The organism is Serratia sp. BW106 (genome assembly GCF_002607755.1).
Classification (GTDB): domain Bacteria; phylum Pseudomonadota; class Gammaproteobacteria; order Enterobacterales; family Enterobacteriaceae; genus Serratia; species Serratia proteamaculans.
In genome coordinates this window covers 18,006-42,694 of sequence record NZ_MCGS01000016.1, presented here as the reverse complement: position 1 = coordinate 42,694, position 24,689 = coordinate 18,006, and the positions used below count along the sequence as shown (strand labels likewise).

The following is a 24,689-nucleotide window of genomic DNA, read 5'->3' as shown; positions in this document are numbered from 1 at the left end:
GGCACAGATACCGCGCCCGGCAACTCAAGTTCTCTTCAGCGGCTTGACCAGGTGGTCGAGCCCTTCGATTTTAATCGCCAAGGTCATTTCCATCAGCATACCGAGTTTCCCCTGGGGGAACTCCCCTTTGCGGGCAAACCACAGCAGGTATTCTTCCGGCAGGTCAATCAACACTCGACCCTGGTACTTGCCGAACGGCATCAGGGTGTTGGCGATTTCGATCAGGTTCTCTTTTTCCATCAGACACCCAACAGGCGGATCATTTCCGCTTCGTCGATGACCGCGATGCCCAGCTCCTGCGCCTTCACCAGCTTGGAGCCCGCCGCTTCACCGGCAATCACCAGATCGGTTTTCTTCGATACGCTGCCGCTGACCTTGGCGCCCAGCGCCGTCAGGCGATCTTTGGCCTCGTCGCGGGAAAGCTGGCTCAACGAACCGGTCAGCACCACGGTTTTGCCGGCGAACGGGCTGTCGATCTCTTCCGCCACTATCACCACCGGAGCAGGCCAGTTAATGCCGATTTCGTCGCTGACCAGTTCCTGGATTACCTGCTGATTAAGTTCTTCGTCGAGGAAATGACGCGTGTGCTTCGCCACCACCTCGCCTACTTCCGGCACCTGTTTCAGTGCCTCAATATCAGCAGACATCAGCTTATCCAGCGAACCGAAATGTGCCGCCAGATTGGCCGCCGTGGCTTCGCCGACTTCGCGGATACCCAGCGCGTACAGAAAACGGGCAAAAGTGGTCTGTTTGGATTTTTCCAGCGCGTTAACCAGATTCTGCGCCGACTTCGGCCCCATGCGATCCAGCCCGGTCAATATACCGGCGGACAGACGGAACAGATCGGCCGGATTCTTCACGTACTCTTTTTCGACCAGTTGCTCGATGATCTTGTCGCCCATGCCGTCGACATCCAATGCCCGACGGGAAACAAAGTGCTTCAGCGCTTCTTTACGTTGTGCAGCACAGATCAACCCGCCGGTGCAACGTGTCACCGCTTCGCCTTCCACTCTCTCAACGTCGGAACCACATACCGGACAATGCTGTGGGAATACGATTTCACGCGCATCCGCCGGACGGCGTTCGGTCATCACTCCCACCACCTGCGGGATCACATCACCGGCACGGCGTACAATCACCGTGTCACCGATACGCAAGCCCAAACGTTCAATTTCGTCGGCATTATGCAGCGTGGCGTTGCTGACGATCACCCCGGCCACCAGCACCGGCTCCAGTCTCGCCACCGGCGTAATGGCACCGGTACGGCCAACCTGGAATTCCACCTCACGCACTAGCGTGATCTGCTCCTGCGCCGGGAATTTGAACGCCGTCGCCCAACGCGGTGCACGCGCCACAAAGCCGAGCGTTTCCTGCAGGTCAATATCGTCGATTTTCACTACCACGCCGTCGATATCAAACCCGAGTTGCGCGCGGTCCTGTTCTACCTGACGGTAGAATGCCAGGACTTCGTCGCTGCCGGTACAGCGTTTGGCACGATCGCTGACCGGTAAACCCCAGTCTTTGAATTGCATCAGGCGCTGCCAGTGACTGCGCGGCAACTCGCCGCCTTCCAGCAGGCCAACGCCATAGCAGAAGAAGGTCAGCGGGCGTTTGGCGGTAATACGTGGGTCAAGCTGACGGATCGATCCGGCAGCAGCGTTACGCGGGTTGGCGAAAATTTTACCGTCCTTGCGACGCGCCTCTTCGTTCATCTGCTCAAAACCGGCCTGCGGCATAAACACTTCGCCACGCACTTCCACCCGACGCGGGATATTGTCACCGGTCAGTCGCAGCGGAATGGCGCGGATGGTACGCACATTGGAAGTAATATTTTCACCGGTGGTGCCGTCGCCGCGCGTGGCCGCGCGAACCAGCTCGCCCTCTTCGTAAAGCAGGCTGACCGCCAGACCGTCCAGCTTCAGCTCGCAGCAGAAGGTCAGCGGGTCGCTGCTCTTCAGGCGATCCTGCACTCGCTTATAGAACGCCAGGAAGCTTTCTTCGTCGAAGACGTTGTCCAGCGACAGCATCGGCACTTCATGACGCACCTGATCGAACGCCGCCAGCGGGGCTGCGCCCACACGCTGAGTCGGAGAGTCCGCGGTGATCAACTCCGGGTGTGCGCTTTCCAGTGCACGCAGTTCCCCCATCAGGCGATCGTATTCCGCATCCGGCACTTCCGGCGCGTCCAGCACATGATATTGATATTCGTGATGGCGCAGTGAGGTTCGTAGTTGATTGATTTGTTGGATTATCGATTCCATGGCTCACCATCAAAGATAAAAAACCCCCGGCAAGCGGGGGCTTTGTTGTTACGGATGTTCAGTGCGCGTGGCCGTCGATCAGGCGTTGTTTTCCAACACTTCACGAAGGCGCGCTTTGTAGGTTTCCAGCTTTTGCGGGGTCATCATGCGGCGCTCATCGTCCAGCACCACACCACCCACATCGTCGGCGATCCGCTGTGCCGACTGCAGCATCAGCTTGAAGTTCTGATTAGCGTCGCCATAAGACGGCACCATCATAAACATCGACACGCCCGGCGTAGAGAAATCGGACATCATCTCAGGATCAAAGGACCCCGGCTTAACCATATTCGCCAGGCTGAACAGCACAGGACCGCTGCCCGCAGGACTGATATGGCGATGGAAGATACCCATTTCACCAAACTGAAAGCCCGCCTGCAGTACGCTCTGCAGCAGAATTTCGCCGCCGATCACGCCACCCTGATGTGCGGTAACGTGCAGCACCAGTACGGTTTCTTTCAGTTTAGCCTTGATGGCAGCAGGCGCTGGCTGAGGCTCGTGTGCCACGGCTGGCTTCACTTCCGGCTGCGACTGATGAGCAGGTTCGGCGTGGAATGCCGGCTCTGCTACTGGTGCCACAGGCGGGAGATCGTCAACGCGCGGTTCACGGCGTGGCGCAGGCTGCTGCGGCTCGTCGTCTTCGTCCTGCGCGTAATTGTCCAACAGGATGTCATCATAATCCGGCCGCTGAGACAGCGGTGGCGGAGCCTGATGAGCAGCCGGTTGAACGGCACGCGGTGCTGGCTCAGCCGCCGGAGCAGGCTTGGGCGCAACCACGGGTTCTTCGCGAGCGGCATCAAAATGACCAAAGGACGGCTCATCTTCCGGGTGAGCGGAGCGTACACGCACCTCTCCCACACCTTCATCGAGTTCGTCGATCGGGGATTGTTCACGTTCCTTTTTGGAACGTTTGGCTGGGCGATCGCGAAAAAGCGATGAGCGTTCCTTACGACTGGTCCAAAGACCGTGCAATAACAACGCTATTATGGCGATCGCGCCAACAACGATTAATATCAGACGCAAATCCTGCATCATTGCTATCTCTGTTGTTCCAATACATTGCCACCGCGGCAAACATTCACTCTTTAACTCTATTTGCCCGAGCACACAAGTGCAAGTCCGTGCTGAACTTTATGCCAATAAAGATGATTATACTGCCTTTTTTTGCTGTTTTTTCAGCCAATGTCACCCTAGCCAGTAGAAAATCATCCCGATATGATAGCTAAGCCTGTTCAGACAAAGAGATAACTTAAGATATGTCCTATACGCAGTCACCTTCTCACTCCACCAACGGCCTTCATTATTTTGCCGAAGGCTGGCGCCTGATTTCGCGCCCGGGGATTAAACGCTATGTCGTATTACCGTTACTGGTCAACGTACTGCTGATGGGGTCCGCCTTCTGGTGGTTGTTCAGCCAGCTAGGGGATTGGATCCCCAGCATGATGAGCCATGTCCCTACCTGGCTGCAGTGGCTTAGCTATTTGCTGTGGCCGCTGGCGGTCATTTCCGTCTTGCTGGTGTTCAGCTATCTGTTCAGCACCATCACCAACCTGATTGCCGCTCCGTTTTGCGGCCTGCTGGCCGAACACCTGGAGGGCAGCCTGACCGGCAAACCGCTGCCGGACACCGGCATCTTCGGCATTGTGAAAGATTTGCCGCGTATTATGGCGCGTGAATGGCGCAAGCTGGCCTACTACCTGCCACGCGCGCTGCTGCTGTTGATACTCTATTTCATTCCGGGCATTGGCCAGACGGTGGCGCCGGTGCTGTGGTTCCTGTTCAGCGCCTGGATGCTGGCGATCCAGTATTGCGACTACCCGTTCGACAACCACAAGGTGAGCTTCGCCGATATGCGCCGCGCGCTGCGCCAGCATAAAACCGACAACCTGCAGTTTGGTGCGATGGTCAGCCTGTTCACCATGATCCCCATCCTTAATCTGGTGATCCTGCCGGTCGCGGTTTGCGGTGCTACTGCAATGTGGGTCGATCGTTACCGCCCACAATTCGTCCGTTCCTGAGTCGTTTTACTGACCGTTTCACGATTAATTCTTCGACAGGGCGCGCAATCTGCGCCCTTATCCTTGTGCTTAAAACTTATTTCCTAATAACATATAGATATACCAATTCTTTACTTCCCTGCCGGTACTGTTAGCGTATGCTTTCGACGTTCCCCACATTTTCATAGAGTTAAAGGACGGGCTATGAGCAAGATATATGAAGACAACTCATTAACAATCGGCCATACGCCGCTGGTTCGTCTGAACCGTATCGGCAACGGACGCATTCTGGCCAAGGTTGAATCACGCAACCCCAGCTTCAGCGTTAAATGCCGCATCGGTGCCAATATGATTTGGGACGCAGAAAAACGCGGCGTACTGGTTGCCGGCAAAGAACTGGTGGAGCCAACCAGCGGCAACACCGGTATCGCACTGGCGTTCGTCGCCGCAGCGCGCGGCTATAAGCTGACGCTGACCATGCCGGAAACCATGAGCATCGAACGCCGCAAGCTGCTGAAAGCGTTGGGCGCCAATCTGGTGCTGACCGAAGGCGCTAAAGGCATGAAAGGCGCGATCGCCAAGGCGGAAGAAATTGTCGCCACCGATCCCAACCGCTACCTCATCCTGCAGCAGTTCAGCAACCCGGCCAACCCGGCGATTCATGAACAAACCACCGGCCCGGAAATCTGGGATGACACCGATGGTGAAGTCGACGTTTTCATCTCCGGCGTCGGTACCGGCGGTACGCTGACCGGTGTCAGCCGCTATATCAAGAACACCAAAGGCAAGGCGATTACCACCGTGGCGGTGGAGCCTACCGACTCCCCGGTGATCACCCAGGCGCTGGCCGGTGAAGAAATCAAACCGGGTCCGCACAAAATTCAGGGCATCGGCGCCGGCTTTATCCCCGGCAACCTGGATCTCGATCTGGTCGACCGCGTTGAGCAAGTCACCAACGACGAAGCCATCAGCATGGCGCGCCGTCTGATGGACGAAGAAGGCATTCTGGCGGGCATTTCCTCTGGTGCAGCAGTGGTTGCTGCGGTGAAACTGGCTGAAGAACCCGAGTTCGCCGACAAGACCATCGTGGTGATTTTGCCGTCCTCCGGTGAGCGCTATTTGAGCACCGCGTTGTTCGCCGATTTGTTCACCGAACAAGAATTACAACAGTAGTGCCAACCGCGCACTAATCGCTAAAAAAGCACCTTCCGGGGTGCTTTTTTGTGGACTGGATCAAAGTTTATAGCAGTCAAAGATTGATTTTACCCGCCAGCTTTAGTATTTAACGGTGCATTATTTCGATGCGCGAAATTAATCACCCTTCATTTCTAGTTTAAGCTGAATCGATTTACTCATTTGTCGCCAAGGCGTTAAACACGGCATAATGGAGAGCGGATTAAAACGACGATGGAAGCCGAATTTTTTGATCTGAAGTGCCTAACTCGTCGTTTTCTGTTGCATCAATGCTCGCCCCTGTACCATAGTCAGGCGCTAACCAGACAAGCTAAAGTCATACCCTTGGGCTAAACTTTAGCTCCACAACACACCAATAAGTTGGGGAAACATCAATGTTCCAGCAAGAAGTTACTATTACCGCTCCGAATGGTCTGCACACTCGCCCTGCCGCTCAGTTCGTGAAAGAAGCCAAAGGCTTCACGTCTGACATCACCGTGACCTCCAACGGTAAAAGCGCCAGCGCCAAAAGCCTGTTCAAACTGCAAACTCTGGGGCTGACTCAAGGGACCGTAGTGACCATCTCCGCTGAGGGTGAAGACGAGCAGAAAGCCGTTGAGCACCTGGTAAAACTGATGGCAGAGCTTGAGTAATCGGCCCGTCTTCTTAGTTAACACCAGTCAAGAGTAAGGTAGGGTTATGATTTCAGGCATTTTAGTATCACCGGGTATCGCTTTTGGTAAGGCTCTCCTACTGAAAGAAGATGAAATTGTCATCAACCGGAAGAAAATCTCTGCAGACGCTGTAGAGCAGGAAGTCCAACGTTTTCTTGATGGCCGCGCCAAGGCATCCGTGCAGTTGGAAGCAATCAAGACCAAAGCTGGCGAAACCTTCGGCGAAGAGAAAGAAGCTATCTTCGAAGGCCATATCATGCTGTTGGAAGACGAAGAGCTTGAGCAGGAAATCATAGCCCTAATCAAAGATGATCTGGCTTCTGCGGACGCGGCTGCCTACACCATCATCGAAGGCCAGGCGAAAGCGCTGGAAGAACTCGACGATGAGTACCTGAAAGAACGTGCGGCCGACGTACGGGACATCGGTAAACGCCTGCTGCAGAACATTCTGGGCCTGGCTATCGTCGATCTGAGCTCAATCCAGAACGAAGTGATTCTGGTAGCTACCGATCTGACTCCGTCTGAGACCGCACAGTTGAACCTGGACAAAGTGCTGGGCTTCATCACCGATCTCGGCGGTCGTACTTCCCACACCTCCATCATGGCTCGCTCCCTGGAATTGCCGGCAATCGTAGGCACCAGCGACGTGACCAAACAGGTGAAGAACGACGACTACCTGATTCTGGACGCGGTTAACAATAAAATTTACGTTAACCCAACCGCTGACGTTATCGATCAGTTGAAAGCCGAACAGAACCAATATCTGACCGAGAAAAACGATTTGGCCAAGCTGAAAGATCTGCCGGCGATTACGCTGGACGGTCATCAGGTTGAAGTCTGTGCCAACATCGGCACCGTGCGCGACGTCGCAGGTGCAGAGCGCAACGGTTCTGAAGGTGTCGGCCTGTATCGTACCGAATTCCTGTTCATGGACCGCGACTCACTGCCAACCGAAGACGAGCAGTTCCAGGCCTATAAAGCCGTTGCGGAAGCCGTAGGCTCACAGGCGGTGATCGTCCGCACCATGGACATCGGCGGCGACAAAGACCTGCCGTACATGAACCTGCCGAAAGAAGAGAACCCGTTCCTCGGCTGGCGCGCCATCCGTATCGCCATGGATCGCAGAGAAATCCTGCACGCCCAGCTGCGTGCCATCCTGCGCGCCTCCGCGTTCGGCAAACTGCGCATCATGTTCCCGATGATCATTTCCGTGGAAGAAGTCCGCGATCTGAAAGGTGAAATCGAGACGCTGAAAGCGCAACTGCGTGAAGAAGCCAAGGCATTTGACGAAACAATTGAAGTGGGCGTGATGGTGGAAACACCGGCCGCAGCGGTGATTGCTCACCACCTGGCGAAAGAAGTCGACTTCTTTAGTATTGGGACAAACGATCTTACCCAGTATACTCTGGCGGTAGATCGCGGCAACGAGCTGATTTCTCATCTCTATAACCCGATGTCCCCATCAGTGCTTGGCCTGATCAAACAGGTTATTGATGCATCTCACGCAGAAGGCAAGTGGACCGGTATGTGCGGTGAACTGGCTGGCGATGAGCGTGCTACACTGTTGTTATTGGGCATGGGGCTGGATGAGTTCAGCATGAGTGCGATTTCAATCCCGCGCATCAAGAAAATTATTCGTAATACGAATTTCGAAGATGTGAAGGCGTTGGCAGCGCAAGCCTTGGCACAGCCAACGGCGCAAGATCTGATGAATTGCGTGAATAAATTCATCGAAGAAAAGACGCTCTGCTAAACTTCCACGACACTGGAACGCCGCCCAATTTAATGCTTAGGAGAAGATCATGGGTTTGTTCGATAAATTGAAATCTCTGGTTTCTGATGACAAGAAAGACACGGGCACTATCGAGATCGTAGCTCCACTTTCTGGCGAAATCGTTAATATCGAAGATGTACCTGACGTAGTATTCGCTGAAAAAATCGTTGGCGACGGTATTGCTATCAAACCAACGGGCAACAAAATGGTTGCTCCGGTTGACGGCACTATCGGTAAAATTTTTGAAACCAACCATGCTTTCTCTATCGAATCCGACAGCGGCATCGAGCTGTTTGTCCACTTCGGTATCGACACCGTTGAACTGAAAGGCGAAGGCTTCAAACGCATCGCTGAAGAAGGCCAGCGTGTCAAGAAAGGCGATGTGGTCATCGAGTTCAATCTGGCCCTACTGGAAGAGAAAGCCAAGTCTATCCTGACGCCGGTCGTTATCTCCAACATGGACGAGATCAAAGAGCTGATCAAACTGTCCGGTACCGTGACCGTTGGTGAGACCCCGATCATCCGCATCAAGAAGTAATAGCGAATGAACGCAAGAACGGCGCCCTCGGCGCCGTTTTTTTATGTCTGTGATTTGTGCAACGTCGCGATAGCGATTAACTCCAGCGTGGAATGCGCAGGGTAATCACCAGCCCTTCCTGTTCGCCGTTACGCGCTTCGACCTGGCCGCCATGTGCCAGTACCACCTTGCGGGTGATCGCCAGCCCCAGCCCGTAGCCCTTGCCCGACATCGCCGATTTCACCCTGACGAACGGATCAAAGATGCTCGAAAGCTTCGACTCTTCTACTCCCGGCCCCTGATCGCTGACCTCAATCTGGAACAGTTGCTCGATACGCGTCAGCACCACCGTCACCCGCTGTCCGTGGCTGGAAAACCGTAACGCGTTACGCACGATGTTATCCACCCCACGTCGCATCAGTTCGGCATTGCCCTTGACGGTGTAATCCACGTCCGAACTGGCCTGCAGCACGATTTCCACCCCAGGGATCTGGGCTTCATAACGCGCATCGCTCACCACCGCGTCCACCAGCCCGTACAGATCGAAATACTCTTCATCCGGCAGGCTGTTGCTCTCGGCACGCGACAGCGCCAGCAGTTCGCCAATCATTTTATCCAGCCGCCCTGCTTCATGCTCAATGCGCTGCAGCGAGTTCTCTACGTTGCCCTCATTCTGCCGCGCCAGGCCAATCGCTAATTGCAAACGGGCCAGCGGCGAACGCAGCTCGTGCGAAACATCGTGCAGCAACTGCTCGCGGGCGCTGACCAACAGTTCCAGCCGTTCGGCCATGCTGTCAAAGTCACGCGCGACCTCAGAAAGTTCATCATGCCGTCGGCGCATCGCCGGGAACAAACGTACCGACAAGTCCCCCTGCGCCACGCGATCAAAACCGTCACGCAGCTTGCGCATCGGCCGGGTCAGGTTCCAGGCCAGCATCGCACTGAACAACAGCCCCGCCAGCCCCCCGACCCAAAGCATCGGCGCGGGAATATTGAAGAAATGCGAACGCTTGTTGGGGCGATACTCTTCCCGCAGGCCACGCATGTCGTAACTCAGCCAATAGCCGTTACCGCCCTCACCTTCTACCCAGGCGGTGATCGCTTTCGGCATCCGGCGGCCTTCAAACACCGGCTCCTCGGGTTCTGGTACCGGTGCCGGTGGCTGTGCCATGGGGGTCACAGACAGCAAACGTCGGTCATCATCTGACCAGTCTTTCAGCATCGCATTCAGCGCAGGCATGCCACCGCTGCGCAGTTGGGTGGCGGCCGACGTCAATTGCAGTGTGATCACCCGCCGGGCCATGGCATTTTCCGGCGGTTCGTAGCGATCGCCATACAAAGAAAAAGCGACCCACAGCGCCTGGGTCATGATGATAAAAGTCAGCCAGAAGCCGAGCAGGATTTTCCAGAATAATCTTCCGCGCATGGGCATTATCGGATGCGATAGCCGATGCTGCGCACCGTCTCAATGCTGAGCGCGTTGTCCGTCAGCGCCCCCAGCTTCTGGCGAATGTTGCTGATATGCACATCAACGCTGCGGTCATAGGCTTCGCGCGGGCGGCCTAACCCTTTCTCTGACAGCTCATCTTTTGACACCACACGCTCGGGCGCACGCAGCAACAGCTCCAGCAGGTTGAACTCGGAAGCGGTCAGATCGAACGCCTTGCCGCGCCATTCACTGCTGCGGGTCGAAGGGTTAAGGGTCAGCTCACCAAAATTAATCGCAATCTCGTCGTCCACTTCATCCGGACGCTCGTCAAAACGGCGCAGTACCGCACGCAGGCGCGCTACCAGCTCACGGGGATAGCACGGCTTGGGCATATAGTCGTCGGCCCCCATTTCCAGGCCAATCACCCGATCGATGTTATCGCCTTTGGCCGTCAGCATGATGATCGGCATACGGCTCTTTTTACGCACGTCACGCAATACGTCGATGCCGCTCATGTCCGGCAGCATAATGTCGAGGATCATCGCGGTGTAATCGCCTGACAGCGCGCCTTCTACCCCTGCTTTGCCGGTTAGCACCAGCGTGGCGTTAAAGCCTTCGCCGGTCAGGTACTCACTCAGCATGGTGCCGAGTTCGAGGTCATCATCGACCAATAAAATTTTCATGCCTTGCTCCTTTGCGGATTTTCGCCATTTTCACGCCTATTTGTCTGCTTCGCAGCCGGTTTTACTCAATCCTTACATATTCCTGAACGCCACTTAACCGCAGCCTGAGCGACGGCGCGTTAAATTAGTGCCAACAGATTTTTGCCGCGCTTTTATGCCAGGGAATCCCATCGTCATGCCATCGTTTCAACGCTCAAAACGCTATCTGCTGCCCACCGTTATTGTGGCTGCTATCGCCTTATTTCTCTACTTCAGGTCGCAAGGCGGCGAAGAAACTCCCCGTTATATCACTACGGTGGCGCAAACGCGCGAGCTGGAACAAACGGTGTTGGCCGATGGCACCATCGAGGCGCAAAAGCAGGTCAGCGTCGGTGCCCAGGTCTCCGGCCAGATAAAGGCCCTGTACGTGACGCTGGGCGATAAAGTACATAAGGGGCAACGGGTAGCCGAGATTGACGACTTAACGCAGCAGAACGCCCTGAGGGACGCAGAAGCGGCATTGAAAAACGTTCAGGCCCAGCGCGCTTCCAAGATGGCGGCACTGCATAACAATCAGCTCGCTTATCAGCGTCAGCAGGCCATAGTGGCGCGCGGCGTTGGTGTGCGGGCAGATTTGGACAACGCCCAGGCCACGCTGATTGCGACCCGCGCTGACATCAATGCGCTGGACGCGCAGACGGTTCAGGCGCAGATCGCGGTCAATACCGCCCAGGTCAACCTCGGTTACACCAAAATCACCTCGCCGATCGACGGCACCATCGTCGCCCTGCCGGTGGAGGAAGGCCAGACGGTGAACGCGGTACAGAGCGCACCGACCATCGTCAAAGTCGCTCAACTGGCGACCATGACCATCAAAGCGCAAATCTCCGAAGCCGACGTGGTGAAGGTGAAAACCGGCATGCCGGTCTATTTCACCATTCTCGGCGAGCCGGGCAAGCGCTACCGCACCACCCTGCGGGCGATAGAGCCGGCACCGGACTCCATCAATGACGACACCACCTCGTCCAGCACCAGCAGTTCCAGCAGCACTTCCAGCACCAGCACTGCGATTTACTACAACGGCCTGTTTGACGTAGCCAACCTGGACGGCGCGCTACGCATCTCCATGACCGCACAGGTGTATATCGTGCTGGCCAAGGCCGCAGACGCGGTGGTGATCCCCGCCACCGCATTGCAGGGCAACTGGGTACAGGTGGTGGATAAACAAGGCAATATCGCCCGCCGCCCGGTCAAGGTCGGCATCAATAACAACGTTGATGCGCAGATAATCAGCGGCGTGTTGGCCGGCGAGCAGGTGATTGTCAGCCAGGTCAATGCCACGACTAAAAGCAGCACCCGCCGTATGGGCCCGCCGCCGATGGGGATGTAATCATGAGCCAACAGCCTCTGCTGCAACTGCATGGCATCAGCCGCCATTTTCAGGCCGGTGAGCAAACCGTGACGGTGCTGAACAATATCAACCTCACCATTGGCCAGGGCGAAATGGTGGCGATAGTGGGAGCTTCCGGCTCCGGTAAATCGACGCTGATGAACATTCTCGGCTGCCTTGACCATCCCAGTGAGGGCGACTATCAGGTGGCGGGTCGCAGTACCGGGCGGCTGGATCGCGATAGCCTGGCCGAACTGCGCCGCGAACACTTTGGTTTTATCTTCCAGCGCTACCATCTGCTGGGCGATCTTAGCGCACAGGGCAACGTGGAAGTCCCGGCGGTGTATGCGGGCCATCAGCGTAGTGCTCGCCGACAGCGCGCCGCCGATTTGTTGCAGCGGCTTGGTTTGGCACAACGGCTGGATTACCGTCCCAGCCAGCTCTCCGGCGGCCAGCAGCAACGGGTCAGCATCGCCCGTGCATTGATGAACGGTGGCGAAGTGATCCTGGCGGACGAACCGACCGGTGCGCTGGACAGCCACAGTGGTCAGGAGGTGATCGGCATCCTGAAAGACCTGCACGCCCGTGGTCACACGGTGGTGATCGTCACCCACGACATGCAAGTCGCGGAACATGCCCAACGCATCATCGAGCTTAGCGACGGCGAAATCATCGCCGACCGACAGAAAAGCGCCCAGACCGTCGCACGCCTGCCAAAGAGGCCAACTAGCACCAGCAGTCGTTGGCAATCACAACGCGACCGTCTGCGTGAGGCGTTCAAAATGGCGCTGCTGGCGATGGCTTCCCAACGTCTGCGCACCCTGCTGACCATGCTTGGCATTATTATCGGCATCGCCTCGGTGGTGTCGGTGGTGGCGCTGGGCAAAGGCTCCCAACAGCAGGTGCTGGCGAACATTAATGCCATGGGGACCAGCACTCTGGAGGTCTATCCAGGCAAGGATTTCGGTGATATGCGTTCAGCCGCAGTGCAAACGCTGCGCGCCACCGATGCCGACGCGCTGGCGCAGCAGAACTACGTGCACAGCGTGACGCCGACCGTTTCCAGCAGCACCACTTTTCGCTATGGCAATCAGTCGGTCAGCGGCACGGTCAACGGCGTTGGCGAACAGTATTTTCTGGTGCGCGGCTATCACATTGACAGCGGCATGGCGTTTAACCGCCAGAGCGTCGATCATCTGATGCAGGAAGCGGTGATCGACGAAAATACCCGCGACAAACTGTTTCCCCACGGCGCCAATCCGCTGGGTGAAGTGATCCTGCTCGGTTCGTTGCCGTGCCGCATTATCGGCGTCGCCGCCAAAAAACAGAGCGGCTTCGGCAGCGATGAAAACCTCAACGTCTGGATCCCCTACACCACTGCCATGAAACGCATGCTGGGCCAGAGCTACCTGAAAAGCATTACCGTGCGGGTTAACGACGATATCGATCTCACCAGCGCCGAAGACGGTGTCACTCGCCTGCTGAGCCAGCGCCACGGCGGCAAAGACTTCTTTGTGATGAACACCGACAGCATCCGCCAGACCATTGAACAGACCACCGCTACCCTGACCTTGCTGGTGTCGATGATCGCGCTGATTTCGCTGGTGGTCGGCGGTATTGGGGTGATGAATATCATGCTGGTGTCGGTCACCGAGCGCACGCGTGAAATTGGCGTCCGCATGGCGGTGGGTGCCCGCGCCAGCGACATCATGCAACAGTTCTTGATTGAGGCGGTGCTGGTGTGCCTGCTGGGCGGCGCGCTGGGGGTCTTGTTGTCACTGGCGATCGGCGTGGTGTTCAGCCAATTCAGCGACAACTTCAAGATGGTTTATTCCACCGGATCCATCGTCGCCGCTTTTATCTGTTCGACGTTGATTGGGGTGATTTTTGGCTTCTTCCCGGCGAAACGCGCCGCCGGGATGGATCCGATACATGCGTTGGAAAGGGAATAACTGTCAGGCAAAAACGCCGGTGGAGAGATAACGATCGCCGCGATCGCAGATGATCGCCACTATCACGCTGCCCGGATTGGCTGCCGCAATCTTTAGCGCACCGGCTACCGCACCGCCGGAGCTGACGCCACAGAAAATGCCTTCGCGCTGTGCCAACTGGCGCATGGTCTGTTCGGCGTCGGTTTGCTCGATGTCCAGCACCTGATCCACCAGTTCCGGACGGAAGATGCCCGGCAGGTAGGCCGGTGCCCAGCGGCGAATGCCGGGAATATTACTGCCTTCTGCTGGTTGCAGGCCGATAATCTGCACCTGAGGATTTTGGCTTTTCAGGTAGCCGCCCACGCCGGTAATGGTGCCAGTAGTGCCCATGCTGGAAACGAAATGGGTCACCCGTTGATGGCTCTGCTGCCAGATTTCCGGACCGGTGGTGGTGAAGTGGGCGTAAGGGTTGTCCAGATTATTGAACTGATCCAGCACCTTGCCCTGCCCCTGATTCTGCATTTCCAGCGCCAGATCGCGCGCGCCTTCCATCCCCACTTCCCGGCTGACCAGGATCAGCTCTGCGCCATAGGCGCGCATCGCCGCCTGGCGTTCCAGGCTCATGTTTTCCGGCATCAGCAGGGTCATCGAATAGCCTTTCAGCGCCGCGATCATCGCCAGCGCAATACCGGTGTTACCACTGGTGGCTTCGATCAACCGATCGCCGGGCTTTATCTCACCGCGCAACTCCGCCTGCTGGATCATCGCCAGCGCGGCGCGATCCTTCACCGAACCCGCCGGGTTATTGCCTTCCAGTTTGAGCCAAACCTCGCTGCCCAGTCCTGCGGCCAGACGTTGTAATTTTACCAGCGGGGTATTACCGATGCATTGTTCAAGCGTTGTCACGATCTTGGCCTGTGTTGAAGTACGTAATGTAAAAAGGCAACCCCAGGGTTGCCTTTAAAATGAAGTTGGGGGCTAAAAACTATCAGGCGCTTTTAGCTAACGCAACAGGTTGTAGCAGTTGGTCACCGGCATACAGACGCGCATTCAGGCTGCCAACGTAGTAACGGCCGCCGCGTACCGGGGGTTCGTTGCCATCCGGCAGCACTACGCTGATCGGTTCCTGATGCCAGCCGATGGGCTGTACGGTCATCTGCCAGAAATGGCCGCGTGGGCTGACTTCCAGCACCTGAACCGGCAGCGGGCAGCGGTCGCTGCTTTCGGTGCCGACTTCCATTTCCCAGGGCCGCAGGAACAAATCCACGCTGCCCTGATGCATCGGCTGGAACGACAGCGGCCACTGGTGCGCACCGACGAACAGCTGCGAACCGCGGATCTCGCCGCTCAGGCGGTTCACTTCGCCCATAAATTCCAGCACGAAGCGGCTGGCTGGTTCACGCACAATCTCTTCCGGCGAACCGACCTGTTCAATATTACCCTGGCTCATCACCACGATACGATCGGCCACTTCCATCGCCTCTTCCTGATCGTGGGTGACGAATACGCTGGTGAATTTCAGCTCTTCATGCAGTTGGCGCAACCAGCGACGCAGTTCTTTACGCACCTGTGCATCCAGCGCACCGAAGGGTTCGTCCAGCAGCAGGATTTGCGGTTCGACCGCCAGCGCACGTGCCAGGGCAACGCGCTGCTTCTGGCCACCGGAAAGCTGTGACGGGTAGCGGCTAGCCAGGTGGCTCAACTGCACCATTTCCAATAACTGGGTCACTTTTTGTTTGATCGCCGCGGCATTCGGACGCTCACGACGCGGCAGTACGCTCAGGCCGAAGGCGATGTTGTCGAACACCGTCATATGGCGGAACAGCGCGTAATGCTGGAACACGAAGCCCACCCGACGATCGCGGGCATGCACATGGCTGACGTCGGTGCCGTGGAAGCCCAGCTTGCCGCCGCTCTGGCTTTCCAGCCCGGCGATAATGCGCAGCAACGTGGTTTTACCGGAGCCGGAAGGCCCCAGCAGCGCCACCATCTCACCGGAGGCAATATCGAGCGAGATATCGTTCAATACCTTGGTACGACCGAAAAACTTGTTGATACCGTTAATCTCAATGCTCATGATTTTCCTCCCGCTCGAGACGTGCATTCTGACGTTCCAGACGCCATTGCAGGCCACTCTTCAAAAATAGGGTCACTATTGCCATCAGGGTCAGCAAACCGGCGGCGGTAAAGGAACCGACCGTGTTGTAGTCCTGTTGCAATAACTCAACCTGCAGCGGCAGGCTGAAGGTCTCACCGCGAATAGAACCGGACACTACCGAGACCGCGCCGAATTCACCGATGGCGCGCGCGTTGGTCAGTACCACGCCGTACAGCAGCGCCCAGCGAATGTTTGGCAACGTCACCCGGCGGAACATCTGCCAGCCGGAAGCGCCCAACAAAATGGCGGCTTCGTCTTCCTGGCTGCCCTGGCTGAGCATCATCGGCACCAGCTCACGCACCACGAACGGACAGGTCACGAAAATGGTCACCAGTACCATGCCCGGCCAGGAGAACATCACCTGGATATTATGCGCATCCAGCCAACCGCCCAGCAGGCCATTGCTGCCGTAAAACAACAGGTAAATCAGCCCCGCTACCACCGGTGAAACGGCGAACGGGATGTCGATCAGCGTCAGCAGCAGCTGGCGACCGGGGAAGGTGAAACGCGTCACCAACCAGGCCAGCAAGGTGCCGAAAACCAGGTTGAACGGCACGGTAATTAAAGCGATCAGTACCGTCAGCCAGATGGCGTGCAACATGTCGCGATCGATCAGGTTGCCCCACATCGCGCCAACACCCTTGGAAAAGGCCTCGGCGAAAATCGAAATGATCGGCACCACCAGCAGCAGTACCGAAAACAGTACGCCGATACCGATCAGCGTCCACTTGCCCCAGTTGACGCGTGGGCGTTCGACACCGTTGAACTCAGAGATATCCGCCATCAGTGCCCCCCAATGCGTCGGCCAAAGCGGCTCTGCAGAACGTTAATGCTGAACAGCAACAGCAGCGAGGCCGCCAGGATCACCGAGGCAATCGCACTGGCCGCCGGATAATCAAATTCCTGCAAACGAACAAAAATCATCAACGAGGTCACTTCCGTCTTCCAGGCGATGTTGCCGGCAATAAAAATCACCGCACCAAACTCGCCCAGGCTGCGGGTAAAGGAGATGGCCGTACCGGCCAGCAGCGCCGGTGCCAGCTCGGGCATCACCACACGGCGGAAGCTCTGCCAGCGGGTTGCGCCCAGGGTTTCCGCCGCTTCTTCATATTCCGGCCCCAGTTCTTCCAGTACCGGCTGTACGGTGCGCACCACAAACGGCAGGCTGGTAAACGCCATCGCCACCGCAATCCCCAGCCAGGTGAAAGTTACCTTGATGTCAAAATGCGCCAACCACTGACCATACCAACCGGTGGTGGAAAACAGTCCCGCCAGCGTCAGGCCGGCCACTGCAGTCGGCAGCGCGAACGGCAAATCGATCAGGCCGTCCAGCAGCGTGCGACCGGGAAAACGATAGCGGGTGAGGATCCAGGCCATCAACATGCCGAACACTGCGTTAAACAGGCTGGCGACGCCCGCTGCCAGCAGCGTGACCTTATAGGCCGCCACCACCTGCGGGTTGGAAATCACTTCCCAATACTGCGCCAGGCTCATCTGAGCCAACTGCATCACCAGCGCGCTGAGTGGCAACAGCAGGATCAGGCAGGTATAAAACAGGCTGCTCCCCAGACTGAGGCCGAACCCAGGCAGAACCCGCTTGCTGGTCAACGTCAACATTACTTACGCCCTGCGGCTAACAGTTGATCCAACTCACCACCGGTGGAGAAATGCGTTTTCATCACCTGCGGCCAGCCACCAAACTGATCTTCCACCCGGAACAGCTTGGTCTCCGGGAACTGGCCCTTGGCCGCTGCCATCGCCTGCTTGTCGTAAACGCGATAGTAGTAGCTGGTGATCACCTGCTGGGCTGCCGGGCTGTAGAGATAATTCAGGTAGTCTTTGGCCGCCTGTTCGGTGCCGTTTCTTGCCACGTTTTTATCTACCCAGGCCACCGGGAACTCCGCCAGAATATCGACCGGCGGCACGATCACTTCGTATTTGTCCTCGCCATACTGCTTGCGAATATTGTTCACTTCCGACTCAAAGCTGATCAGCACGTCGCCCAGACCCCGTTCCACGAAGGTAGTGGTCGCGCCACGGCCGCCGGTGTCAAACACCAGGACGTTTTTCAAAAAGCGAGTCATAAAGGCGCGAGTTTTGGTCTGATCGTTGCCATCTGCCTGGCTGGCAGCACCCCAGGCAGCCAGATAGGTATAGCGGCCGTTACCGGAGGTTTTCGGGTTCGGGAATACCAGCTTCACGTCGTCACGCACCAAATCGTTCCAGCTATGAATGCCTTTTGGATTGTCCTTGCGTACCAGGAAAGCCATGGTGGAATAGAAAGGTGAGCTGTTGTTCGGTAAACGGGTCTGCCAGTCGGCCGGGATCAGTTGGCCGCGATCGTGCAGGATCTGCACGTCGGTCACCTGGTTGTAGGTCACCACATCGGCACGTAATCCTTGCAGGATCGCCAACGCCTGCTTGGAAGAACCGGCGTGGGACTGCTTGATGGTCAGCTTGTCGCCCGGATGCTGCTGGTTCCATTGCTGTTCAAAGCCTGGGTTCAGCGCGGTAAACAATTCACGGGAAACGTCATAGGAGCTGTTCAGCAATTCGGTTGCCGATACGGTGCCGCTGGCTAACAGCGCCGCCGTCAACCATCCTTTCAGTACGATATTTTTAACCCGTGTTTGTTTCATTGTGCACCTTATAACTGAGTCAATCCGTCGGGCTTTCGCCCTGATGTTGACCAGTGTATTTATAACTAGGTGCGGAGCTGTAACGCTTTTATATACCGTTTAGTGATTTTCAAGCATCAAACGCTATAAGGCAGGTACGGAGCGGCATGGCGGAGGGGGATATAAAACCGGAGCTGGCGTGGCCAACCCCGGTGAAGGGGTTAAAGCGACAGCAGGCGCGTCAGTGATGGCGCAAAGTAATAGCTGCCGGTCACTGCACGGCTGAAACGCAGCATCGCATCACGTTTGCCGTCCAGATCGCCAAACATGCTCAGCAGCTGTTTTTCGATGTTATGCAGGCGCGCGCAGTAGGCGATGAAATACAGCCCGTGCTTGCCGCTGGCGGTACCGTAAGGCAGGCTCTGGCGCAGGATCTTCAGGCCCTTGCCGTCTTCTTTCAGATCGACACGGCTGACATGCGAGGTATCCGGACGCTGCTCCGGCGGCAACTCTTCGCTGTCATGCTTGGTGCGGCCGATAATCTGCTCTTGCTGCTCGGGGGTGAAACGCTGCCACTGACGCAGGTTGTGTTCGTAACGCTGCACCAGCACGTAGCTGCCGCCGGCATCTTCTTCGCCTTCGGCAATCACCGCCACTTCCGGACGTTGCTCGCCCTGCGGGTTTTCAGTACCGTCGATAAAGCCGCTCAGGTCACGCTCTTCTACCCAGCGGAAACCGTGGGTTTCTTCTTCAATTTTGATGGCGTTGCCAAACGCCGCCAGTGCGGCCTGGGCCAGCGTGAAGTTAACGTCATGACGCAGGGATTGAATATGGATCAGCAGGTCGCGCTGGGTGGCCGGTGCCAGCCCCTTGCCAAGCGGGGTGAATGGCTTCAGCTCTTTGGCACCCTGACCGCTGGACAGGTCATGCCAAACGTCGTAGCCGAAGGCGATCACCGCGCCCAAATGCGCATCGGGGAACTGCTGTTGCAGCTCGGTCAAGGTCTGGCAAAACTGCTTGCAGCCCTGGCGTAAATCGGCGAATTCGCCCTGCACGGTGGCTTCCATAAAAATGGCGAAACGGCAGTGTTCCAGCAAAATGCCGCTCTGAACCTGTGTCATTGTCGTTATCCTCAATAGCAGAATCGGGTAACAGTGGCCTGTTACGAATGCGCAGCATCATACCGCAAGCAAGGGTAATTGCCTTGCCCGAACGCAAAGAAAATAAGGATATCCGTCATGATGAGGGGAGCGGAGGCGCCGCGGATTGGGCGCCCAAAAAGAAAGTTTTACTGAGGTTTGGCGTGCCAGATGATCTTGCTGACCGTCCAGCTTTTCAGCGTGTCATCCGGCGGGATGATGTCCTGCGGACCGGCCCATTTACCGCTGAAGATGTAGGTGACGTACTTGCTCTGCTCCGCCACGCACTCTACCTTGCCGGCATCATCGCCATCGGCCGGTTTACAGGCGCCAAACGCCTTGCTGTACAGGTCGCTGAACGGCGTGCCGAGTTTGCTGCCCCACTCGGTAGCGACCTTGCTGTCCATCACGTCCACACGCTGCACTTGGCCCTTGGGTTCACCGGTGATCACCAGCTTCACGTCGTTGCCGTCCATCGCCTGATAGTAAGAAACAATCTGGCCCTGACTGGTAGCCATGCCGCCGCGCAGGCGGTAATCGCCGTTCAGCCCGTCGTTAATGGCGCTTTCCGACATTGGGGTGCCGGCATTGAGTTCACCAACGCCCTTGGCACTGACCTCAAGACTGCTGCCAAACCAGTTAAGCGGTGACAGGCTCGACCAGGAGAAGTTGGACATCGTCGAACAGCCGGTCAGTAACAGCGGGAGCCCTAACAGCAGGGGGCGAATATTCATCTCTAACTCCTTAATATCAAGCGCGCTCGGCGTTTTGCTGCGTGTCAGCCTCTCATAACTGCACACGCTTCGCCATCGGTTGCGAGCTTGGAGTGCGGAAAATAGGAAAAGTGCCGCAGCCAGCGGCAATTACCCCTCCTCGTCCTGCACGGTAAAGCAGGCTTTCAGGCGCTCACTCAGCAGCAGACAGGCCAGTGCCAACGCATCAAGCAGCACCAGAACAGCCTCCAGCAGCGGCTGATTGTCGGCCTGCTGCCACAGGCTGAACAGCGAACCGCCCAGCGCCGCCAGTAGCGAGAGGCAGAGTACCCAACGCCAGGCTCGCCACAGGCGTGGCCACTGATGACGGCGCGGGGCTAACAAAAATGCCAGTGCCGCCGGCAGCCCCAATATGATGCCGAACCAAAACCTTTGAGTATCCGGATAAAACAGCTGCAGCAGCCCTTCCCCCTGCTGACGTGAGGCACCGGCCATCACGAACAGGATCCAGGTGCGGGCCTGTAAAACCAGCACGCCCCAAAACCACAGCGGCAAACGCAACGCGCCGTGATGATCGTAATCGTCGGGGGAAAAATGGGGGGAGAGTGGCTTCAACGTCGATTCCTTGCCAATTTCATTTGATTACTCCTTCAAATGGGAGCCCGATTTATGGTTTTCAATGCGCATGCTTAAGAACCCCTTAAGATTTTCATGCTTTACTTAACCCCATCAAACCAGCAGTCCTGATTGGCAGGGCTTTGATTCTCGATTGAGATAAGGAAGCTTCAAATGAAAAAATATACCCTGGCCGCATTAATCGCTCTGTGCAGCGCACCGGTTTTGGCACAGCAAGGTGGGTTCCTCGATCCTGCAGCACCGCAGACGCAAACGCAAAACACCCAGCAAGGCGGCTTCTCCGGCCCCAGCGCCGCACTCACCACCGTGGACAAGGTTAAGTCGATGAGCGATGACACCTGGGTGATGCTGCAGGGCAACATTGAGCAGCGCGTCGGTGACGACACCTATACCTTCCGCGATGCCAGCGGCACCCTGACGGTAGAGATCGACAGAAAACGCTGGAACGGCCAGACCATCACCCCGAAAGATAAAGTGCAGTTGGAAGGGAAAGTGGATAAAGACTGGAGCAGTGTCGAAGTGGATGTGAAGAACATCAAAAAACTGCCGTAACCGGTAGCAAAGGGCGGTGAAGCTTCACCGCCCAAAGTACCACTCAATATTCCTGATCTTCGATCAGTCGTTTGCCCAGGCTGGTGACGTTCTGGATTTCGTAACCGAGCTTCTCGTACATCTCGATCACCGTATCGTTATCTTCCCGCACCATCAGTTGGATTTTCGGGCAACCGCGCGCAATCAGCTTCTTTTCGAGGCGGCTAATCAACGCATTGGCGATGCCCCGCCCGCGATAATCCGGGTGTACCCCCAGATAATACGCCGAGCCACGATGGCCGTCGTAACCGCCCAGCACTGAACCCACCACTTCTCCGCCCACTTCGGCGACCAGAAACAGATCCGGATCGTGATTCAATTTGCGCTCAATATCCATCTCAGGATCATTCCACGGACGCAGCAGATCGCAGCGCTCCCACAGGGTAATGATTTCTTCAAAGTCGTCTTGTCGAAATACGCGAATTTCCATCGATGTTCGCCGCTGTTAATTAAGATGTTTATCTGATTATCGCGTGATTATTCACTTACGCAATATCAAACTGCGATTTCCCCCCTCAATTATGTAGAAATCACCGGTAACACGAGTAATAAATGGACATAGTTATCAGGTCGATTAATGATTATCAATACGATATAACATCGCAAAATAGAATTTGTCGATGGAGCGTAGCGTTATGAAAAAGCAGGTTAAACAATTCCTCAATTTTAAGCCGCTTTCTGTTTCCCCCACGCGACGTCAATTACTGCTCTCCGGTCTGGCATTGGTGTTACTTGGCAGCAAAAGCCACACTGCCGAAGCCGAGTCTGGCGGCATGCTGCGCAACCAACATCCCAAACCGACCGCTAAACCAGCGCCTAAACCCTCCGGCAGCAAAAGGCTGGTGATGATCGATCCCGGTCATGGCGGTATCGACTCCGGCGCAGTCGGCAGTGAAGGCTCACAGGAGAAGCACGTGGTGCTGGAGATCGCCAACCACGTCCGCCGCATTCTGCACGAGCAGGAACATGTCGAAGTTCGCCTGACGCGGGAAGAAGACGAGTTTATTCCCTTGTTCCAGCGGGTGGAGATTGCCCACCAGCACCAGGCGGATCTGTTTATCTCGATTCATGCCGACGGCTTTACCAGCCCGGAAGCCTCGGGCGCTTCGGTGTTCGCCTTATCCAACCGCGGCGCCAGCAGCGCCATGGCGCGCTACCTGTCGAACCGTGAGAATGCGGCTGATGACGTGGCCGGCGGCAAATACAAAAACCAGGACAACTATTTGCAACAGGTGCTGTTCGATCTGGTGCAGACTGACACCATCAACAATAGCCTGACGCTCGGCCGCCACGTGCTTGGCCAAATCCGTCCGGTGCACCACCTGCACAGCAACAGCACGGAACAGGCGGCATTCGCGGTGCTGAAGTCCCCGTCGATCCCGTCGGTGTTGGTCGAAACCTCGTTCATTACCAACCCGGCCGAAGAGCGCCTGCTGGGCACCACCGCATTCCGTGAAAAAATCGCCCGCGCCATTGCCGACGGGGTGATCAGCTTCTTCAGCTATTACGATACCCACCAACGAAAACCCGGCTGATACTGCCAGTCGCGATGAATAAAGGTATACTCTGCGGCTTGTTCAGTCAGACGCTGTGAATTTTCCCGTATGAGTTTATCGACCATCGCAGAAGTAAAATCCTTCCTGCTGACGCTGCAGGACCGCATCTGCAGCCAGTTGGCCCAGGCCGACGGCGGCGCCGTTTTCAACGAAGACCGCTGGACGCGTGAAGAAGGCGGCGGTGGCCGCAGCCGGGTGTTGACCGACGGTGCGGTGTTCGAACAGGCGGGTGTCAATTTTTCACACGTCTCCGGTGCCACCCTGCCCGCTTCCGCTACCGCGCATCGCCCCGAACTGGCCGGACGCAGCTTCCAGGCGATGGGCGTTTCGCTGGTGATCCATCCGCGCAGCCCCTACATTCCCACCAGCCACGCCAACGTGCGCTTTTTCATTGCGGAAAAGCCGGGTGAAGAGCCGGTGTGGTGGTTTGGCGGCGGTTTTGACCTGACGCCGTTCTATGGCTTCGAAGAAGACGCCGTTCACTGGCACCGCACCGCCGAGCAGCTGTGTGCGCCCTTCGGTGAACAGGTCTATCCCAAATACAAAAAGTGGTGCGACGACTATTTCTTTATCAAGCACCGCAACGAGGCACGCGGCATCGGCGGCCTGTTCTTTGACGATCTGAACACCCCGGACTTCGCCACCTGCTTCGCGTTTACCCAGGCGGTGGGCGAAGGCTTCCTCGAGGCCTATCTGCCAATCGTAGAGAAACGCAAGGCGCTAAGCTGGGGCGATCACGAGCGCCAGTTCCAACTGTATCGCCGTGGCCGCTATGTGGAATTCAATTTGGTCTGGGATCGGGGCACTCTGTTTGGCCTGCAAACCGGTGGCCGTACCGAATCCATCCTGATGTCGATGCCGCCGCTGGTACGCTGGGAATACAACTATCAACCGGCAGAAGACAGCCCGGAAGCGGCGTTGTACCGTGATTTCCTGCCGGTGCGCGATTGGCTGAAGGAGCCAGAATGATGCAGATTTGGGTTGATGCAGACGCCTGTCCGAACGTAATCAAGGAAGTGCTGTTCCGGGCGGCAGAACGTACTGCGATGTCGGTGACACTGGTCGCGAACCAGCCACTGAGAACGCCGCCGTCAAAACACATCCACACCCTGCAGGTGCCGGCCGGCTTTGACGTGGCGGATAACGAAATCGTACGCCGCTGTGAGAAAGGCGATCTGGTGATCACCGCCGATATTCCGCTGGCAGCAGAGGTGATAGAGAAAGGGGCGGTGGCGCTAAATCCGCGCGGTGAACGCTACACCCCGGACACCATTCGTGAACGCCTGAACATGCGCGACTTTATGGACACTTTGCGCTCCAGCGGCATCCAGACCGGCGGGCCGAATACGCTGAACCAGCGCGACCGTCAGCAGTTCGCCAACGAGTTGGACAAGTGGCTGCAACAGGCCAAACGGGCGCAGTAACTGCGCC

Annotated in this window: 25 protein-coding genes; 11 read left to right on the top strand and 14 right to left on the bottom strand. The window is 56.8% G+C overall.

Features of this window, described 5'->3' with window-relative positions; translation table 11 throughout:
- Positions 1–24: 24 nt before the first annotated feature.
- The 3 genes from BEI65_RS12665 to zipA all read right to left on the bottom strand — a co-directional run bounded on the left by BEI65_RS12665 (position 25) and on the right by zipA (position 3,335).
- Positions 25–240, bottom strand: a complete 216-nt coding sequence (locus tag BEI65_RS12665) for a DUF3820 family protein (RefSeq protein ID WP_099063643.1) — start codon at positions 238–240, stop codon at positions 25–27.
- Positions 240–2,261 (bottom strand): NAD-dependent DNA ligase LigA, encoded by a 2,022-nt coding sequence (ligA, locus tag BEI65_RS12660; RefSeq protein WP_099063642.1) that lies wholly within the window; start codon positions 2,259–2,261, stop codon positions 240–242. The genes BEI65_RS12665 and ligA overlap by 1 nt, the downstream gene beginning before the upstream one ends.
- A gap of 78 nt (positions 2,262–2,339) precedes the next feature.
- The gene (gene zipA, locus BEI65_RS12655) at positions 2,340–3,335 is read right to left on the bottom strand and encodes a cell division protein ZipA (RefSeq protein ID WP_099063641.1); all 996 of its coding nucleotides are present in this window, start codon (positions 3,333–3,335) and stop codon (positions 2,340–2,342) included.
- A gap of 221 nt (positions 3,336–3,556) precedes the next feature.
- Here zipA and cysZ point away from each other — a divergent pair, with 221 nt between their 5' ends.
- From cysZ to crr, 5 genes are all read left to right on the top strand, one after another.
- A complete protein-coding gene (gene cysZ / locus BEI65_RS12650; protein ID WP_099063640.1) occupies positions 3,557–4,318 on the top strand; it encodes a sulfate transporter CysZ in 762 nt (253 codons plus the stop codon).
- Between the two features lie 183 nt (positions 4,319–4,501).
- On the top strand, positions 4,502–5,470 hold the full coding sequence (cysK, locus tag BEI65_RS12645; protein ID WP_099063639.1) for a cysteine synthase A: 969 nt from the start codon (positions 4,502–4,504) through the stop codon (positions 5,468–5,470).
- 395 nt (positions 5,471–5,865) lie between these two features.
- Complete coding sequence (gene ptsH, locus BEI65_RS12640; protein WP_004936458.1) at positions 5,866–6,123, top strand: phosphocarrier protein Hpr; 258 nt, start codon at positions 5,866–5,868, stop codon at positions 6,121–6,123.
- Between the two features lie 46 nt (positions 6,124–6,169).
- Positions 6,170–7,897: a phosphoenolpyruvate-protein phosphotransferase PtsI gene (gene ptsI, locus BEI65_RS12635; protein ID WP_099063638.1), complete on the top strand. Its 1,728-nt coding sequence runs from the start codon at positions 6,170–6,172 to the stop codon at positions 7,895–7,897.
- Between the two features lie 49 nt (positions 7,898–7,946).
- Positions 7,947–8,456, top strand: coding sequence for a PTS glucose transporter subunit IIA (crr, locus tag BEI65_RS12630; RefSeq protein WP_085118019.1), 510 nt, complete (start codon positions 7,947–7,949; stop codon positions 8,454–8,456).
- A 76-nt stretch (positions 8,457–8,532) separates the two neighbouring features.
- Here crr and BEI65_RS12625 read toward each other — a convergent pair whose 3' ends face one another.
- Entirely contained in the window at positions 8,533–9,861 is a 1,329-nt protein-coding gene (locus tag BEI65_RS12625; RefSeq protein WP_099063703.1) for an ATP-binding protein, read from the bottom strand.
- A gap of 5 nt (positions 9,862–9,866) precedes the next feature.
- The gene (locus tag BEI65_RS12620; protein WP_012146164.1) at positions 9,867–10,547 is read right to left on the bottom strand and encodes a response regulator transcription factor; all 681 of its coding nucleotides are present in this window, start codon (positions 10,545–10,547) and stop codon (positions 9,867–9,869) included.
- 175 nt (positions 10,548–10,722) lie between these two features.
- Here BEI65_RS12620 and BEI65_RS12615 point away from each other — a divergent pair, with 175 nt between their 5' ends.
- Positions 10,723–11,916: an efflux RND transporter periplasmic adaptor subunit gene (locus BEI65_RS12615; RefSeq protein ID WP_099063637.1), complete on the top strand. Its 1,194-nt coding sequence runs from the start codon at positions 10,723–10,725 to the stop codon at positions 11,914–11,916.
- A gap of 2 nt (positions 11,917–11,918) precedes the next feature.
- Positions 11,919–13,868: a MacB family efflux pump subunit gene (locus BEI65_RS12610; RefSeq protein ID WP_198404439.1), complete on the top strand. Its 1,950-nt coding sequence runs from the start codon at positions 11,919–11,921 to the stop codon at positions 13,866–13,868.
- Positions 13,869–13,871: 3 nt separating this feature from the next.
- On the opposite strand, the gene cysM is transcribed toward BEI65_RS12610, so the two are convergent.
- From cysM to BEI65_RS12570, 8 genes are all read right to left on the bottom strand, one after another.
- Positions 13,872–14,753, bottom strand: a complete 882-nt coding sequence (gene cysM / locus BEI65_RS12605) for a cysteine synthase CysM (RefSeq protein WP_099063636.1) — start codon at positions 14,751–14,753, stop codon at positions 13,872–13,874.
- An 82-nt stretch (positions 14,754–14,835) separates the two neighbouring features.
- Entirely contained in the window at positions 14,836–15,924 is a 1,089-nt protein-coding gene (cysA, locus tag BEI65_RS12600) for a sulfate/thiosulfate ABC transporter ATP-binding protein CysA (RefSeq protein WP_099063635.1), read from the bottom strand.
- Complete coding sequence (gene cysW, locus BEI65_RS12595) at positions 15,914–16,789, bottom strand: sulfate/thiosulfate ABC transporter permease CysW (protein WP_085118026.1); 876 nt, start codon at positions 16,787–16,789, stop codon at positions 15,914–15,916. Before cysW ends, cysA begins: the two co-directional genes overlap by 11 nt.
- Positions 16,789–17,622: a sulfate/thiosulfate ABC transporter permease CysT gene (gene cysT, locus BEI65_RS12590; protein ID WP_085118028.1), complete on the bottom strand. Its 834-nt coding sequence runs from the start codon at positions 17,620–17,622 to the stop codon at positions 16,789–16,791. Before cysT ends, cysW begins: the two co-directional genes overlap by 1 nt.
- Complete coding sequence (locus BEI65_RS12585) at positions 17,622–18,644, bottom strand: sulfate ABC transporter substrate-binding protein (protein WP_085118030.1); 1,023 nt, start codon at positions 18,642–18,644, stop codon at positions 17,622–17,624. Before BEI65_RS12585 ends, cysT begins: the two co-directional genes overlap by 1 nt.
- 200 nt (positions 18,645–18,844) lie before the next feature.
- Complete coding sequence (locus tag BEI65_RS12580) at positions 18,845–19,744, bottom strand: Dyp-type peroxidase (protein ID WP_099063634.1); 900 nt, start codon at positions 19,742–19,744, stop codon at positions 18,845–18,847.
- A 167-nt stretch (positions 19,745–19,911) separates the two neighbouring features.
- Positions 19,912–20,496 carry an RpoE-regulated lipoprotein gene (locus BEI65_RS12575; protein WP_099063633.1) on the bottom strand — a complete coding sequence of 195 codons (585 nt, stop codon included), beginning with the start codon at positions 20,494–20,496 and terminating at the stop codon, positions 19,912–19,914.
- Between the two features lie 129 nt (positions 20,497–20,625).
- Positions 20,626–21,090, bottom strand: coding sequence for a DUF2919 domain-containing protein (locus BEI65_RS12570; RefSeq protein ID WP_099063632.1), 465 nt, complete (start codon positions 21,088–21,090; stop codon positions 20,626–20,628).
- A gap of 174 nt (positions 21,091–21,264) precedes the next feature.
- On the opposite strand from BEI65_RS12570, the gene BEI65_RS12565 reads away from it, so the two are divergent.
- On the top strand, positions 21,265–21,663 hold the full coding sequence (locus BEI65_RS12565; protein WP_012146173.1) for a YgiW/YdeI family stress tolerance OB fold protein: 399 nt from the start codon (positions 21,265–21,267) through the stop codon (positions 21,661–21,663).
- 43 nt (positions 21,664–21,706) lie between these two features.
- Here BEI65_RS12565 and BEI65_RS12560 read toward each other — a convergent pair whose 3' ends face one another.
- Positions 21,707–22,132 (bottom strand): GNAT family acetyltransferase, encoded by a 426-nt coding sequence (locus tag BEI65_RS12560; protein ID WP_099063631.1) that lies wholly within the window; start codon positions 22,130–22,132, stop codon positions 21,707–21,709.
- 205 nt (positions 22,133–22,337) lie between these two features.
- On the opposite strand from BEI65_RS12560, the gene amiA reads away from it, so the two are divergent.
- The 3 genes from amiA to BEI65_RS12545 all read left to right on the top strand — a co-directional run bounded on the left by amiA (position 22,338) and on the right by BEI65_RS12545 (position 24,682).
- The gene (gene amiA, locus BEI65_RS12555; RefSeq protein WP_085118040.1) at positions 22,338–23,237 is read left to right on the top strand and encodes an N-acetylmuramoyl-L-alanine amidase AmiA; all 900 of its coding nucleotides are present in this window, start codon (positions 22,338–22,340) and stop codon (positions 23,235–23,237) included.
- 69 nt (positions 23,238–23,306) lie between these two features.
- Positions 23,307–24,227, top strand: a complete 921-nt coding sequence (hemF, locus tag BEI65_RS12550) for an oxygen-dependent coproporphyrinogen oxidase (RefSeq protein WP_099063630.1) — start codon at positions 23,307–23,309, stop codon at positions 24,225–24,227.
- The gene (locus BEI65_RS12545) at positions 24,227–24,682 is read left to right on the top strand and encodes a YaiI/YqxD family protein (RefSeq protein WP_099063701.1); all 456 of its coding nucleotides are present in this window, start codon (positions 24,227–24,229) and stop codon (positions 24,680–24,682) included. The genes hemF and BEI65_RS12545 overlap by 1 nt, the downstream gene beginning before the upstream one ends.
- The last annotated feature ends 7 nt before the right edge of the window (positions 24,683–24,689 follow it).

Bases quoted from the DNA above. Each gene is read 5' to 3' on its own strand.
- BEI65_RS12575 (WP_099063633.1), bottom strand. From the start codon at position 20,496: ATGAATATTCGCCCCCTGCTGTTAGGGCTCCCGCTGTTACTGACCGGC.
- BEI65_RS12585 (WP_085118030.1), bottom strand. From the start codon at position 18,644: ATGAAACAAACACGGGTTAAAAATATCGTACTGAAAGGATGGTTGACG.
- BEI65_RS12545 (WP_099063701.1), top strand. From the start codon at position 24,227: ATGCAGATTTGGGTTGATGCAGACGCCTGTCCGAACGTAATCAAGGAA.
- ptsI (WP_099063638.1), top strand. From the start codon at position 6,170: ATGATTTCAGGCATTTTAGTATCACCGGGTATCGCTTTTGGTAAGGCT.
- cysT (WP_085118028.1), bottom strand. From the start codon at position 17,622: ATGTTGACGTTGACCAGCAAGCGGGTTCTGCCTGGGTTCGGCCTCAGT.
- crr (WP_085118019.1), top strand. From the start codon at position 7,947: ATGGGTTTGTTCGATAAATTGAAATCTCTGGTTTCTGATGACAAGAAA.
- amiA (WP_085118040.1), top strand. From the start codon at position 22,338: ATGAAAAAGCAGGTTAAACAATTCCTCAATTTTAAGCCGCTTTCTGTT.
- BEI65_RS12665 (WP_099063643.1), bottom strand. From the start codon at position 240: ATGGAAAAAGAGAACCTGATCGAAATCGCCAACACCCTGATGCCGTTC.
- BEI65_RS12615 (WP_099063637.1), top strand. From the start codon at position 10,723: ATGCCATCGTTTCAACGCTCAAAACGCTATCTGCTGCCCACCGTTATT.
- BEI65_RS12620 (WP_012146164.1), bottom strand. From the start codon at position 10,547: ATGAAAATTTTATTGGTCGATGATGACCTCGAACTCGGCACCATGCTG.
- ligA (WP_099063642.1), bottom strand. From the start codon at position 2,261: ATGGAATCGATAATCCAACAAATCAATCAACTACGAACCTCACTGCGC.
- BEI65_RS12610 (WP_198404439.1), top strand. From the start codon at position 11,919: ATGAGCCAACAGCCTCTGCTGCAACTGCATGGCATCAGCCGCCATTTT.
- cysK (WP_099063639.1), top strand. From the start codon at position 4,502: ATGAGCAAGATATATGAAGACAACTCATTAACAATCGGCCATACGCCG.
- zipA (WP_099063641.1), bottom strand. From the start codon at position 3,335: ATGATGCAGGATTTGCGTCTGATATTAATCGTTGTTGGCGCGATCGCC.
- cysW (WP_085118026.1), bottom strand. From the start codon at position 16,789: ATGGCGGATATCTCTGAGTTCAACGGTGTCGAACGCCCACGCGTCAAC.
- cysZ (WP_099063640.1), top strand. From the start codon at position 3,557: ATGTCCTATACGCAGTCACCTTCTCACTCCACCAACGGCCTTCATTAT.
- cysA (WP_099063635.1), bottom strand. From the start codon at position 15,924: ATGAGCATTGAGATTAACGGTATCAACAAGTTTTTCGGTCGTACCAAG.
- hemF (WP_099063630.1), top strand. From the start codon at position 23,307: ATGAGTTTATCGACCATCGCAGAAGTAAAATCCTTCCTGCTGACGCTG.
- BEI65_RS12560 (WP_099063631.1), bottom strand. From the start codon at position 22,132: ATGGAAATTCGCGTATTTCGACAAGACGACTTTGAAGAAATCATTACC.
- BEI65_RS12625 (WP_099063703.1), bottom strand. From the start codon at position 9,861: ATGCGCGGAAGATTATTCTGGAAAATCCTGCTCGGCTTCTGGCTGACT.
- BEI65_RS12580 (WP_099063634.1), bottom strand. From the start codon at position 19,744: ATGACACAGGTTCAGAGCGGCATTTTGCTGGAACACTGCCGTTTCGCC.
- BEI65_RS12565 (WP_012146173.1), top strand. From the start codon at position 21,265: ATGAAAAAATATACCCTGGCCGCATTAATCGCTCTGTGCAGCGCACCG.
- ptsH (WP_004936458.1), top strand. From the start codon at position 5,866: ATGTTCCAGCAAGAAGTTACTATTACCGCTCCGAATGGTCTGCACACT.